This is a genomic window from Halogranum roseipondis (assembly GCF_059695585.1).
Genome location: NZ_JBUEED010000005.1, coordinates 140,695 through 154,194, shown reverse-complemented (window position 1 = coordinate 154,194; position 13,500 = coordinate 140,695). Strand labels below are relative to the sequence as shown.

Annotated in this window: 15 protein-coding genes; 4 read left to right on the top strand and 11 right to left on the bottom strand. The window is 63.7% G+C overall.

Annotated elements, in window-relative coordinates:
• Positions 1–2 precede the first annotated feature (2 nt).
• From EOHIBHHM_RS20980 to thiC, 3 genes are all read left to right on the top strand, one after another.
• Positions 3–788 (top strand): CbtA family protein, encoded by a 786-nt coding sequence (locus tag EOHIBHHM_RS20980; protein WP_497257617.1) that lies wholly within the window; start codon positions 3–5, stop codon positions 786–788.
• On the top strand, positions 788–1,165 hold the full coding sequence (locus tag EOHIBHHM_RS20975) for a (2Fe-2S) ferredoxin domain-containing protein (protein ID WP_497257615.1): 378 nt from the start codon (positions 788–790) through the stop codon (positions 1,163–1,165). Before EOHIBHHM_RS20980 ends, EOHIBHHM_RS20975 begins: the two co-directional genes overlap by 1 nt.
• 136 nt (positions 1,166–1,301) lie before the next feature.
• A complete protein-coding gene (gene thiC / locus EOHIBHHM_RS20970) occupies positions 1,302–2,747 on the top strand; it encodes a phosphomethylpyrimidine synthase ThiC (protein WP_497257613.1) in 1,446 nt (481 codons plus the stop codon).
• A 51-nt stretch (positions 2,748–2,798) separates the two neighbouring features.
• Here thiC and bioD read toward each other — a convergent pair whose 3' ends face one another.
• The 4 genes from bioD to bioB are packed head-to-tail and all read right to left on the bottom strand — an operon-like array spanning position 2,799 to position 6,908.
• Positions 2,799–3,470, bottom strand: coding sequence for a dethiobiotin synthase (gene bioD / locus EOHIBHHM_RS20965; protein ID WP_497257611.1), 672 nt, complete (start codon positions 3,468–3,470; stop codon positions 2,799–2,801).
• Positions 3,467–4,717, bottom strand: coding sequence for an aminotransferase class I/II-fold pyridoxal phosphate-dependent enzyme (locus tag EOHIBHHM_RS20960; RefSeq protein ID WP_497257609.1), 1,251 nt, complete (start codon positions 4,715–4,717; stop codon positions 3,467–3,469). Before EOHIBHHM_RS20960 ends, bioD begins: the two co-directional genes overlap by 4 nt.
• A complete protein-coding gene (gene bioU / locus EOHIBHHM_RS20955; protein WP_497257607.1) occupies positions 4,718–5,788 on the bottom strand; it encodes a (S)-8-amino-7-oxononanoate synthase BioU in 1,071 nt (356 codons plus the stop codon).
• A 1-nt stretch (position 5,789) separates the two neighbouring features.
• Positions 5,790–6,908: a biotin synthase BioB gene (gene bioB, locus EOHIBHHM_RS20950; protein WP_497257605.1), complete on the bottom strand. Its 1,119-nt coding sequence runs from the start codon at positions 6,906–6,908 to the stop codon at positions 5,790–5,792.
• Between the two features lie 129 nt (positions 6,909–7,037).
• On the opposite strand from bioB, the gene bluB reads away from it, so the two are divergent.
• A complete protein-coding gene (bluB, locus tag EOHIBHHM_RS20945) occupies positions 7,038–7,733 on the top strand; it encodes a 5,6-dimethylbenzimidazole synthase (RefSeq protein ID WP_497257603.1) in 696 nt (231 codons plus the stop codon).
• 3 nt (positions 7,734–7,736) lie between these two features.
• Here bluB and EOHIBHHM_RS20940 read toward each other — a convergent pair whose 3' ends face one another.
• The 7 genes from EOHIBHHM_RS20940 to EOHIBHHM_RS20910 are packed head-to-tail and all read right to left on the bottom strand — an operon-like array spanning position 7,737 to position 13,499.
• Complete coding sequence (locus tag EOHIBHHM_RS20940) at positions 7,737–8,966, bottom strand: outer membrane protein assembly factor BamB family protein (protein ID WP_497257601.1); 1,230 nt, start codon at positions 8,964–8,966, stop codon at positions 7,737–7,739.
• Positions 8,959–9,330, bottom strand: coding sequence for a DUF3209 family protein (locus EOHIBHHM_RS20935; protein ID WP_497257599.1), 372 nt, complete (start codon positions 9,328–9,330; stop codon positions 8,959–8,961). Before EOHIBHHM_RS20935 ends, EOHIBHHM_RS20940 begins: the two co-directional genes overlap by 8 nt.
• A gap of 8 nt (positions 9,331–9,338) precedes the next feature.
• Entirely contained in the window at positions 9,339–10,565 is a 1,227-nt protein-coding gene (locus EOHIBHHM_RS20930; RefSeq protein WP_497257597.1) for a CbiX/SirB N-terminal domain-containing protein, read from the bottom strand.
• On the bottom strand, positions 10,562–11,278 hold the full coding sequence (locus tag EOHIBHHM_RS20925; RefSeq protein WP_497257595.1) for a cobalamin biosynthesis protein: 717 nt from the start codon (positions 11,276–11,278) through the stop codon (positions 10,562–10,564). The genes EOHIBHHM_RS20930 and EOHIBHHM_RS20925 overlap by 4 nt, the downstream gene beginning before the upstream one ends.
• Entirely contained in the window at positions 11,271–11,534 is a 264-nt protein-coding gene (locus tag EOHIBHHM_RS20920; protein WP_497257593.1) for a ferredoxin, read from the bottom strand. The genes EOHIBHHM_RS20925 and EOHIBHHM_RS20920 overlap by 8 nt, the downstream gene beginning before the upstream one ends.
• Positions 11,524–12,597: a precorrin-3B C(17)-methyltransferase gene (gene cobJ, locus EOHIBHHM_RS20915; RefSeq protein WP_497257591.1), complete on the bottom strand. Its 1,074-nt coding sequence runs from the start codon at positions 12,595–12,597 to the stop codon at positions 11,524–11,526. Before cobJ ends, EOHIBHHM_RS20920 begins: the two co-directional genes overlap by 11 nt.
• 2 nt (positions 12,598–12,599) lie before the next feature.
• Positions 12,600–13,499, bottom strand: coding sequence for a precorrin-3B C(17)-methyltransferase (locus EOHIBHHM_RS20910; RefSeq protein ID WP_497257589.1), 900 nt, complete (start codon positions 13,497–13,499; stop codon positions 12,600–12,602).
• Position 13,500 lies beyond the last annotated feature (1 nt).

The following is a 13,500-nucleotide window of genomic DNA, read 5'->3' as shown; positions in this document are numbered from 1 at the left end:
CTATGCTCACTACGTATCTAACACAGGGAGTGAAGGCTGGCGTGATTGCCGGGGTAGTTTTCGGCTTGCTCATGGCACTCGTCGCTAATCCGCTCGTCGTCTTCGCCGACGAACTCGGGCATGGTGACCACGCTGTCGGTGAACACCACGAAGGGGCTAGTGAGCATCACGAAGAGACCGGCGAGCATCACGATAGCGCCATCTCGATGGCAGTTACGAACGGGGTAAGTGTCGTCTCCGGTGTTCTCTGGGGCGTACTTCTGGGAGGAGTGGTCTTCGGCATCGTCTACTACCTTCTCGAACCCGCGATCCCGGGAACCGGTGGGACGAAGAGCTATCTCTTGGCCGCTGCTGGCTTCATCACTGTCTCCGGGTCGCCGTGGCTCGTGCTTCCGCCACAGCCACCGGGGGTCGAACAAGCGCTCCCCACTGATACTCGTCTCATCCTCTATGGAGGGATGATGGTTGCCGGTGCGCTCGTCTGCCTGCTGGCGGGGTTCGCGTACAGTCGACTCCGGGACGTGCGCGGACGGCTTACAGCCGCCGTCTTCGCGACGCTTCCCTTCGGCCTGCTCGCGATTCCGGCCGTTTTTTCGCCGGTAAACTCCGTAGAGAGCTCACTCCCTTCCGAACTGGCGACCGGACTAGTAGGGATGATTGTATTCGGCCAAGCGTTGCTCTGGCTCTTACTCGCGTGGAGCCACGCCCAACTCCGTCGACGCTCGATGGACGAGCAGGCCGCCGAGGCGGCGAGAGCACTCTCTGACTCGACAGTAACCGCAGACTGATGAAACACCGTACCGAAGACGTTCAGGAGAACGGGTTCTCGGACCACGTACTGGTCTGTACGAACGACCGGGACTCGGAGTATGCCTGCTGTGCGGAGGCACACGGTCGAGACGTGTACGAGACGGTGAAATCGTGGCTGCGTGAACGGGACATCTTCTGGTCGCGCGTCCACGTCGCAGAGACAAGCTGTCTCGGACTGTGTAGCGCCGAGGGAACGGCGATTGTGATTCATCCACGCAATCGATGGTATTCGGATGTGAGCCCAGCAGAGGTTCCGAAACTACTCGAAGATGAGTTCGGCGTCGACGGCTCACGGCTGGGGGTCAAGATAGATGATGAGCACGAGAGCGCCGACGAAAAGACGGTCGAACCCTGACCTACGCCTCGCGACCTTTCTCCGTATTTTATGGTCAAGGTCGAGAATCATAATCAATGAAATTTCTACACTTTCGATAGGGGTCGTTGCTCCCTCTACCCGAGATTTATAACTCAGTAGTATCACTGAATAATACGTGGCACGAACCCAGCTTCAGCACGCCAAGTCCGGAAAGATAACCGCTGCCATGCGACGTGTGGCAGAACGAGAGAATCGAAAGCCAGAGGTCGTCCGTGAACAGGTTGCGGATGGCCAGGCAGTGATCCCGAACAACTACGCTCACGAGTCTCTCGACCCGATGATCATCGGAAAAGAGTTCTCCACGAAGGTCAACGCTAACATCGGGAACAGCGACACGACCAGCACCCTTCAGGGGGAGCTTCAGAAGCTCCACACAGCAGTCCACTACGGCGCCGACACGGTGATGGATCTCTCGACGGGCGACGACCTCGACGAGATTCGTGAAGCCAACGTCGAACATTCACCCGTTCCCATCGGAACGGTTCCGATTTACGAGGCCATCAAGCGGGCCGAAAGTCCTGCCGAGATCACGCACGAACTCCTTCTCGACATCATCGAAAAGCAGGCCGAACAGGGGGTCGACTACATGACCATCCACGCGGGCGTGCTCATGGAGCACCTGCCGCTGACAGACGGTCGCAAAACGGGTATCGTCTCGCGGGGAGGGTCTATCTTGGCCCAATGGATCGAAGAAAACGGGATGCAGAATCCACTGTACACGAAATTTGAGGAGATCTGTGAACTCTTCGCTGAGCACGACGTGACGTTCTCACTTGGCGACGGCCTCCGCCCTGGCTGTCTGGCCGACGCCAGCGATGAAGCGCAGTTCGCCGAACTCGAGACACTCGGTGAACTCACGCGGACCGCATGGGAGCACGGTGTGCAGGTGATGGTCGAAGGACCTGGTCACGTTCCGATGGACGAAATCGAGGACAACGTCGAGCGGCAACAGGAAGTCTGTGACGGCGCACCGTTCTACGTGCTCGGACCACTTGTGACGGACGTTGCGCCAGGATACGACCACGTCACCAGCGCAATCGGCGCGACGGAAGCCGCTCGTGCGGGTGCAGCGATGCTCTGTTACGTTACGCCCAAAGAGCACCTCGGTCTGCCGGACAAAGACGACGTTCGTGACGGCCTTGCGGCATATCGAATCGCGGCGCACGCGGCGGACGTCGCGACTGGCCTCCCCGGCGCGCGGGACTGGGACGATGCGCTCTCTGAGGCGCGGTACGAGTTCGACTGGCGCCGGCAGTTCGAACTCGCTCTCGACCCGGAACGAGCACAAACATCTCACGACCAGACGTTGCCGGGTGACAACTACAAGGACGCACGGTTCTGCTCGATGTGTGGCGTCGAGTTCTGTTCGATGCGTATCGACCAAGACGCCCGTAACGCGGGTGGCGAGATGTCTGCAATCGACGACGAAACGGACTTGTCCGTCTCGGTCGCTGCCGACGTGAACCTCCCACCGGTAGGAACACACGACACCAGTCGCGTTCCCGAAAAAATCGAGATTGATGGGGTCACGTTTACACCGGAGTCACACGCGGACGACTGATTCCGGTCGCCGGGCCGTGGAGCAACCGGTTTGGCGGCCCGGGCCGCTACGCTATCTGGTGTCCCCGATCAGCGACTCCGAGAGGAGTTCCGCCGTACCACTGACAACGGCCGTTGGGTCCGTCAGGTCCAGTGGTGGGAGCGTCTCGACCGGCACGTCAAGCATTCGTTCGAGCATGGCTGGATTCGTCCGTTCGGCAACGGTGGCCTCCTCGTACTCGTTGAGAACGACACCGCGGACGGGGATTCCGCGCTCGTGAAGCGCATCGACGGTCAGCGTCGTGTGGTTCAGGGTCCCCAACCCCGACCGGGCGACAACCACGGCGGGGAGCTCGAGGTCGGCCACGAGGTCGATTACCTCCCGTCCCTCGGCTAGTGGCACACGGAGTCCACCGACGCCCTCGAGGACGCCACACGCCGCGTCGGCCAGCGCCCGTTCACAGTCCGTCAGTAGCGTTCCGTAGGAGAGGGTGCGGTCTGCTTTTTCGGCAGCAACTTCGGGAGCCAGCGGCTCCTCCAGCCGGCGGAGACAGGTCGCGGCGGCGGCCGTCCCACAGACTTCGGCGACGAACCCCGCGTCGTCGTCCGGGGGGAAGCCGGTCTGGCAGGGTTTGACGGCGCGAGCGACGACACCGGCCTCGCGGAGATTTCCGACCAGTCCTGCGGTGACGATGGTCTTGCCGACGCCCGTGTCCGTCCCAACGACCGCGAAATCCTCGATCATAGCAGATCGAGAGTACGGCCGGCATCGCGAAAGGCCGCCAGACAGCGGTCAATCTCCTCGTCCGTGTGCGTCGCCATCGGTGCCACCCGGATACGGCTGGTTCCCTCGGGGACCGTCGGCGGTCGAATCCCCGGCGCGATGATGTTCCGCTCGCGGAGCCGCTCGGCGAGTGTCATTGTGGTCTCCCGCTCGCCGACGACAACGGGCAGGATCTGAGTCTCGCCCCACACCTCGTAGCCCAGTTCCTCGAGTCCGTCGCGCAGTCGCTCGACGTTCGCCCAGAGCCGCGCCGGCCGGTCGCCATCGCGAGCGATCTGGAACGCTTTGTGGGCAGCCGCCGCGGCCGGCGGCGTGAGACCCGTGGAGAAGATGAATGAGCGGGCGGTGTTAAGCAGATGCTCGATCAACATCTCACTGCCAGCGACGTACCCGCCCTGGCTCGCGAGCGCCTTCGAAAGCGTCCCCATCTGCACGTGGACGCGGTTGGCGAGCCCCTCGCGCTGGACGATACCGCCGCCTGCCTCGTATAGGCCGGTCGCGTGCGCCTCGTCAACCATCAGCCACGCGCCGTACTCTTCGGCGGCGGCACAGAGCTCCTCGAGGGGAGCCACGTCACCATCCATGCTAAATACGGAGTCAGTGACGACCAGCCACGATTCGTCCCCGGTCGTCTCGTGGGCGCGTCGGTCGAGCATTGCACGAAGATCGTCGGGGTCGCAGTGGTCGTACACCCGCGTCTCCGCGTCGGCGAGGCGACAGCCGTCGATGATGCTTGCGTGGTTCAGTTCGTCGGAGAAGATGAGGTCCGGAGCCAGTGCCGAGAGCACCCCGAGGTTCGTCGCGTACCCCGACGAGAACACGAGCGCGCGCGCCGTCTCCTTCGTCTCGGCGATATCGCGTTCGAGGGCGCGATGTGTTCGTGTGTCACCGGTCACGAGCCGACTCGCACCGGCACCGGACCCGGTCTGGCGAGACGCATCGGCTGCCGCCGCCTGTACGCGCTCGTCGGCTGCGAGGCCGAGGTAGTCGTTCGCGGCGAACACCAGTTGCTCCCGGCTGTCGAAGTCGGGTACTCCCCCCTTCGGATCGGGAGCCACGCGAGTGCGCGCGGCGACCCGTTCGGCCGGAGTGAGGTTCCGCCTGAGCCCCCGTCGCTCCCGCGCGGCGAGCCGGGCCGCGAGGTCGAACCCATGTCCTCGGCTCCGGCCCGCGTCGGCATCCGAACCAAGGTCCGGTTCGCGGCGCATCTAGAACCCCGGCATTAGCTCGGCGGGACCGAACACCCCGTACTCGCCGGCGCGATTACGGCGGAGGGCCGCTTTCATGTAGCCCAGGGCCGGCCCGTTGACGTTGGCCTCCATGCTCGTATCGTCGCCGAGCTGGAAGGTGTTCGTCGCTGTCTCCCCATCGAACGTCCGACCCGTGACACGCACGGTCGTCGTCGTGGGCTTCTCGTCGGCGGTCACGTCAAGGATACCGCCGACCGTTACGTCCGCGGCGTCGCAGATGCCAGCGCGCTCTAGGAGTACGTCGTCGGCGTGCTCCATGTCCTGGAACTCGATGACGCCGTCGTGCTCGTCGATGACCGCCGCGATCTCCTCGTCGCTCATCTTACGGGCGTCCTCGATATCGTACCCCGGCAGATGGGCGATGTCCTCGCGGACGGTGCCGCGGTTGTCCTCGTAACCGGATTTGAGTCCGACACCCCACCAGATATCAACCGCCTCGACCTCAACGAACGACTGGGCCGCGATGGCCGCTGCGCCGGTGAGCAAGCCGGGCGTGGCACCGGCACCGCAGACAAACGTGATCCCTCGCTCTCGGAAGGTATCCGCGCGCTCGTCGAGCATCCCGATGACTCGGGAGCGTTTGAGCACGTCGACGAGGACACCGGAGTAGTCTGCGTCCGCGAAGCGGTCGGCCACCCGCGGGATGAAGTCGTGCTCGAAGTTCGGGAGCGCGATGAGCACCGCGTCGATCCGGTCGCTCTCCGCGATGACGTCGTCGATCGGCGTTTCCGTGGCGGTCGCCTGTGCGGATGCGACGACTCCCGCGTCCTGGCCGGTCTGCTTGACGCCACTACCCCGGGTGGACGCCGACCCGCCGTCCGTGGTTACGTCGCGCCCCTCGGGGTCGCTCGCGATGTTCCCTTCCGTCGCCGCGAGCAGCTCTTCCACGTCGAGGCCGTCGTGGTCGATGGCGACTCCGTGACGGTCACACGCTGCGACGGGCGTCAGCCCCGCCTTCTCCGTCGAGACCTCGAGCATTCGTCGACCGATACCGCCGGTACCGAGCACTGCGAAGTTGCTTTCGTGCATGTTACTCCTCTAGTTCCGCGTTGCTTACCGCCGATCCTGCTGCCGTTTTTATCGTCCTGCGTTCCCGTATCGCCCGCGCCTTGACGGCCTCCGTATCGAACTCGTGGACGGCCATGTTCGGCTCCATCCCGGCCCGCTCCATCACCTCGATGTCGTCACCGGGGGACTGCCCCGACGTGGTGAGGTAGTCGCCGGTCAGGATGCCGTCGGCTCCCGCCTCGAACGGCAGGTGCTGTTCGTCCGTCCCGAGGTTGACCTCGCGGCCGCCCGTGAGCCGCACCCGCGCGTGGGGGTGGAGCAACCGATAGACTGCGATGGTTCTGATGATCTCGTCGGTGGAGATTGCGGCGTCTTCACCGAGTCGGTCGCCCAGCGACGTCCCCTCGATCGGGTTGAGGACGTTCACCGGGAGCGAGGAGACACCGATCTCCTGCAGGGCGATAGCGGCGTCCACGCGGTCCGTCGGCGTCTCACCCATGCCGAGGATAACGCCGGCACAGAGGTCCATCCCGGCCGCTTTGGCAATCTCCAGGGTCTCGACACGGTCCTCGAAGGAGTGAGTCCCAACAATCTCCGGGAAGAACCGAGGGGAGGTCTCGATGTTGTGATTGTAGTGGTTAATCCCCTCGTTGGCGAGGATCTGGGCTTCTGTCTCCGTGAGGATGCCGAGCGATGCATCCACCTCGACGTCGGTCTCGTCGCGAACGAGGCGGATAGCCCGGAGCACCTCCTGCCACTCGTCGGGTCGTCGTTCTTTGGAGACGCCTTTCTCGGCGACGACGATGCCGAAGCGCTGGGCACCGTCGCGCTCGGCCCGTTTCGCCGCTTCGAGTATCTCTTCGGGGTTGAGAAACCCGTACGTCTCGATGCCGGCGTCGAAGTGGACGGACTGGGCACAGAAGCCACAGTCCTCCGCACAGTTGCCCGCTTTCGCGTTCACGATTGAGCAGGCGTCGACCGTGTCGTCACCGAACTGCGCGCGGACGTAGTCGGCGGCGGCCGCGAGCTCCCCGACCGGCTGTGCGATGAGGGCTAGCCCGTCACGGCGATCCAATCGCTCGCCTGCCAGTACCCGCTCGACGGCGTCGGCTATCGTCGTGTTGTCGGTCTCGTAAACCACGAGTTTGTTGTTGGTTGACGGCATTAAAAAAGTTCGGTCGCTCACAGGAACTCGGCGACGTTCCTCGATGAGATGCCAATCGGGACGATCCCCCAACCGATATACAAACACCTATTCAGTATCTCAAGTATGGTTGAATTTGGAGCGGACGAACGGGAAGCCGTTTACAGTGCCATCTACGCACGCCGAGATATCAGGCGGTTCCGCGACGAGCGCGTCTCCGAGGCGGTACTAAAGCGGGTTCTGGGCGCAGCACACCACGCACCGAGCGTCGGGTTCTCCCAGCCGTGGGACTTCATCGTTATCCAGGACGACGCGACGAAAGTCTCAGTCGCGGAGATCGCCGAACGGGCGACCGCCGCCGCCCGAGAGGGGTATCGGGAACCCCGACGCTCGGAGTTCGGCGAGCTAAAACTGGAGGGAATCACCGACGCACCGGTGAACGTCTGTGTCACCTGCGACCCGACCCGCGACGCACCGCACGTCCTCGGGCGGAACACGATGCAGGAGATGGACGTCTACTCCACGTGTCTCGCGGTACAGAACCTCTGGCTGGCCGCTCGCGCGGAGGGAGTCGGTGTCGGGTGGGTCTCCTTCCTCTACCCCCACGAACTTCGGGACGTCCTGAACATTCCGCACCACGTTCGACCCGTTGCCTATCTCTGCGTCGGCTACCCCGAGAACGGCTTCCCCGACGAACCGGTGCTCCAACGGGAGGGCTGGCGCGACCGCATCGCCCGAGACGAGTTGGTTCACGACGGTCGGTGGGACCCCGTCAAGACACCGAAGGCTGACTCGCGGCCGGAATCCACCTCCAATGGCTAACTGTCACGGAGGCGTTCCAAGGTGTAGCCGGTAGGTCCCCCGTTCCGTCCCCTCATCGTGGTAGACGACGGGCTCCTCCACGGTGACGAACGCATCGCCATTGAGCGCGACCGCCGTAACGACGCCGTCGGTTTCGAGGCTCGTCTCGGGGCCGGTCGCCGCGTCGAACAGGCGGAGCCCGTGGACGTCGGCCTCGCACGTCCGGAAGTGTTGGGCCCCGGGTACGGCCACGCGGTCACCTCCGACACCGAGTTCACTCGCGAAGCCACCGACCGAGGCCGTCCAGACGCACTCACCGTCCGACGTGTACCCGAGGGCAGTGTGTTCGTGGGGGTGTAGCGACGCCGTCTCGCGACCCTCCGTCGAATACGTGTTCCCCGTGACGAAGACCACACCGTGCTCTGCCGCGTGCACATGGTTTGGATAGGCGTACAATGTTTCATCGTCGACCGCCGTTGGTGTCCCAAGGTCGACACACCACTGTTCGGCACCCCCGTCGTGGAGGCGGTAGCCACAGTAGTCGCCGTGGCTAGCAACCACGACGCCGTCTTTGACGAGCGAGACGTCACCGACACGTCGCTGGCCGTCGGTACCGGGATCCCACTCGTATCGCACGGAACCCGTTTCAGCATCGAGGACGATCAACCCATGCTGGTGGGTGTCTGGACAGCGATTGTACGCAACGGCTAGGCGGCGGTCTTCGACATCGAGACTGATCGGAGATGCATCGGTATCGTACGTCCAGACGACATCGCCCGCCTCGTCGAACGCGTAGACGACACTAGTGAACGATCGACGGTCACCGTCGCGCTCGTAGCGCCGAGACGCGACGTACAACCGATCTCCATCTGTCTCGATATCTGCGACGAAGGGAAGGAAGAACCGAGACGATTTCTGTGGTGCCCCGAGGTCCGTGGCTGTGGCGTACTGCCATCGAAGTTCGCCGGTTTCCTGGTCGTAGAATCGGATCGTTCCCCCAGGGCTGCGCTCGCCGACCGCGACACCGTCGCCGAATGGCTCCGCTGCTACGACAGATGTCATCTCAGTTTCCGTTCCGCCGCGCCATCGTTCGTCAAGGGTCGTTCGGTCGTGAGCGACCACGTCTCCGGTGGCCGTTCCAGTGACCACCAGCTCCTCGAGCAACGTGACTGCCGACCGTTTGCCCGCGTGCCGAGACCGAGCGGGCGGTACGTCACCGAGTCCGACCGCTCGCTGTTGCAGGGCGTTACTCATCGACGGGAAAGGTCTCGTGGAGAACGTCGTGTGCCTCACCCAACCCGCTAAGGACGCTCTCGCCTTGGTCGGTCAGTCGATGGACGGCGCGCTCCGCGTCGCGGACGGCCACCAGTCGGCCACGCATGTAGCCGTACTCCGGGTCGTCTGAATCGGTGGCGGCGATTTCCTCTTCGAGATCGACGAGCGCCGCGTCGAGGTGGCGCTCGATCTCCGAAAACGTCTCCGCGTTTGCCAGGGCCTCGATCGGCCCATCCAGATGACCCTCAAGTTCGGTCTCCGCGTGTTCGCGTGCGCTCCGGTCGTCAGTCCCGAGCACGTTCATCAGTCCGAGTCGTAGGGCTTCGATTTCGTAGCAGCTCATGATTGTGGTTACAGTGTTTGATCGACGAGGTCCGAGACGATACGGTCCCGATCGAGGTGGGACGAAACGATTCGCGCCGCGTCGGTCTGGTCGACATCCCCGTACCAGACACCGTCGGGATAGACGGCGACCATGGGGCCGTCGCCACAGCGGCCGAGACACGACGAACGCGTGATTCGGGCGTCACAGGCGTCAGAGTCACGGGCCTCCTGTCGCAACTGTTCCAGAACGGCCGGTGAACCGTCGGCGGCACAGGTCTGGTTCGTACAGACCGCGACGTGTTTCTTCGGTGCGTCGTGCGCGTGGGGCTGGGCGTCCACGTCGTCACGATCTGCGTGGGATTCCTGGTGTGTCAGCGCCCGAAGCATCGCTCTTGCGCCGCCGACGTCCTCCTCGTACCCGTCGAGTTCTACCTTGTATTTGCAGGTGTCGCAGGACATATCCACGCTGTCCGTCCGGGCTTCCTGCCAGCGATCTCCGAGCACGTCCAAGAGCCGAGTGTCGGTCCCGAGCGGGTCGCCGGCCCCAGCGTCTACGTACGGATATTCGTCATCGAACTCGGCGGCACCGTCGCGGATACGTCCGGTAAGTACGCCGTCCCCGAGCATGTACGGGAGTACCACTACGGCGTCCGGACGGGTTTTCGCCACCGTGTGGAGCGTCTCCTCGAGGCGCGGCTCGGTAACACCGATGAACGACGTTTCGACACGATCGAAAGAGCTCCCCTCGTACAGTAACCGGGCGAGTTTGTGTGCGTCACTGTTCGCGTCCGGATCGCTGGAGCCACGGGCACAGAGGACGACCGCGACGTCCGCTTCGTCACGGTCGATACCCAGCTCCGCTTCCACAGCCGCGGCCCGATCGTCAAGGAGATCCACGAGTGCGGGATGTACCCCAAGATGTGCACCGTTATGGATTGTGATCTCAGGGTGTTCCGAGCGGGCGTTCTGGACTGCCAGTGGTACGTCGTTTTTGACGTGACTGGCTGCGAAGAGCGACAACTGGACGACGGTGATTCGCGAAACACTCGAGGCGAGGCCCGCGATGGCGTCGGGAATCGACGGTTTCGCGAGTTCGAGGAACCCCGCGTCGACCGGGACTCCGAGTCGTCCTTCCAGGTCGGCGGCGAGCGTGCGAACCTGTTCGTTCGACTTCTCGCGACGAGATCCGTGACCGACCAGCAGCACCGCTTCGTCGTCGAGCCCGATCGAGGTCGCTTTCGCGTTCGTGGTCATTGGGAGAGTTCGCCCACCTCGCTACCCGTTGCACGTTCGACGCTCCGGCGGAGTTTCTGCCGTCGCTCCGTCGAGTACAGTCCCGACCCGTCGCTGTCGGCGTACACCCATCGTGCAAACGCCGCCGTGTCCGCATCGTCGCCCAGACCGAACCAGTAGCCACCCGAGGACGTCTCGGAGAGGTCGTCGGCCGGAACGTGGGGATCAGCGGCGGCGAGAAGCGACTGAACCGTCCGAAGCAGGGCCTCATCGTCGTGGACGAACGAGACACCGACCGACCCCGAGGATTCACGGAAACAGACAGTGCCACAGGCCTCGAGTAATCCACGAACGAGCTGTGGACGGTGCTCTGAGAACGTGTCGAACCGATATCCACCCGGCTGTCCGTCGATAGGAAGACCAAGCGCGGCACTTGCACGGTCGGCCAGCATCCCAAATACCTGTAACTTGTACTCGTCTTCGAACCGGACGATCGAGGCGTCGTGCGACGACTCGCGGGCAGCGATTCGGTGGTCGTGGTCCGTTCGACCGGCGCCAGCGATCGCCGCAAGCGCGTTGGCCGACGTCTCATCTGCCGTCCGAACGGTCACACAGTCCTGGGTCAGTTCGCCATCACCGGCTACGCGTCCCCAGAAGTACGCCGTGGCCGGTGTCGAGGTGAGCAGATCCTCGACCGGGTCAGGCGTCGTGGATTGTCGGTTCGCGTCACTCATCATCTTCCTCCGTCAGTACCTCAATCGCGTCGATCGGGCAGGCGCGGGCCGCCTGTTCGGCTGCCGTCAGCCGATCGTCGGTGAACGTCACGAGCTGTTCTCCGTTCACGTCGCGTTCCTGATGACTACCGTCGTCGCCCTCGTCGATGGTCGCCAACCCGTCCGAGGCCTCGACGAAGCGGTCGTCTCGGACGAGACAAGCGAACACGCCATCACAGGCGTCACGGTCGAGCCGCACCTGATACTCAGTAGTCATACTTGGACTCGTACCCCCGCGGCGTCACCATCCGACCGTCCCAGACGTACGTCTCCTCGTTTCCGACGAGGATCGTCGTCGTCATGTCGATGAGGTCCGTCTCGCCGAGGTTCTCGAGCTCGCCGAGTTCGACGATCTCAACCTCCTCGTCGTCGCGTCCCGCACCGTGGACGACACCAACGGGCGTGTCTGGTGCACGATGCTCCATGAGAATCTCACAGCACTTCTGGAAGTTCTCCCGCCGCTTGCGGCTCCAGGGGTTGTAGATCGCGATAGTGAACCCCTCCTTGGCGGCCGCGTAGAGGCGCGACTCGATAGTCGGCATCGATGTCAGGTGGTCCGATAGGGAGATACTGACTGTGTCGTTCACGAGGGGTGCGCCCAACCGCGCGCCACAGGACTGGGCAGCGGGGACGCCTGGGACGACCTCGAAGTCGACCATACTCGCGGTCGCGCCCTTCGACTCGAGAATCTCCAGCGCCAGACCGGCCAGCGCGTACACATTCGGATCGCCGCTCCCGATGATGGCGACGTCGTTGCCGGCGAGCGCGCGGTCAATCGCTTCCTCCGTGCGAGACACCTCACCACACATCGGCGTGTCGTACAGTTCCTCTGCCGCCTCCGTGATCTCCTCTGGCAGGAGTTCGACGTACGTGGTGTACCCAACGATATGCTCCGAGTCGAGCAGCGCCCCGCGGGCACGCTGGGTCATACCCTCCGGCTGTCCGGGACCCAAGCCAACTGCGATGAGTCGTCCGGGGTCTGCCTCGAAGTCATCGACGGTCGAACCGACCTTCTCGTCGGTCGTCGACTTTTTCGAGCTACCGCACCCGGAACTGGACGACGACGTGGACCCGCCACACACCGACGTGCTCTCATCATCGTCTGTCGCCGTTCCGGCTGTGCTCGTGACGCCACCGTCGGCCTCGGCGTCCGGGGTCGAAGCTCCGCATTTCGAACCGGGCTCGGTGTCAGTCGCAGTTTCGGCCGTGTTCGAAGCGTCGCTCGCACCACAGCTGGTTTCGGTGTCTGTGCTCGTCTCAGTGGTGTCGTCAGTGCTCATTGTCAGAAGTCGTCAACGTCACGCCCGCCGCGCGGGGTGACGAGGTATTTGCCGTAGTCGTTCTCCCAGACTGTCGTTTCGTGATTACCGATCAGAATGGACGTTCCCATCCCGCCGACCTCGTCATCGTGGTCGTTCGCCTCGCCAAGGCTGGTGATGGTGTGTGTCTCATCGTCCAGATTTCGACCTGCGTCGCCGCGGCTGGCGTCGTTAAAGATGCCGACCGGTACGTCGTCGGCTCGCTCCTCGCGAACCACGTCGATGGCGCGTTGATAATCCCGCCAGCAGTTGTAGAGGACGATGACGAAGCCGCTGATTGCCGCGGCTCGCAGCTTCTCTTCGATCTCGTCCCACCCGCGCCACTTGTCGGACAGCGAGACCGTACAGAAGTCGTTCGACAGCGGTGCGCCGAGGTTCGCCGCGCCACCGAGCGCCGCCGTCACACCGGGAACCACTTCGATGGGAACGTCGTACGCCTCGTCCGCCTCGGCCATCGTGTACAGGAGGTCACTCTTGCCGTAGACGTTCGGATCGCCGCCAGAAACGTGGGCGACATCTTCGCCCGCCCGGACGCGCTGGAACGCCTCACGGGCCAGTTCGACCTGCTTCCCCATCGTCGAGCGGATGAGGGTCTGGCGGGTACCCCCTGGCCGTTCGAAGACAGTACCGGATTCGTCTCCCGCCGCCGTCCCCCCGTCAGATGCTGCTTCCACCTCGGCGTTTTCTGGGGGGAGCGTTCCGTCGCGACGGAGGAACTCCTGATAGAGGTTCGACGCGACGACGCAATCGGCGGTGGTGATGACGTCCTTGGCCCGCTGTGTCATCGCGTGAGGCAGTCCAGGGCCGATGCCAACGACGAAGAGGGTCCCCCTCGCGTCGGCGGCGGCATCTCTGCCATCCATG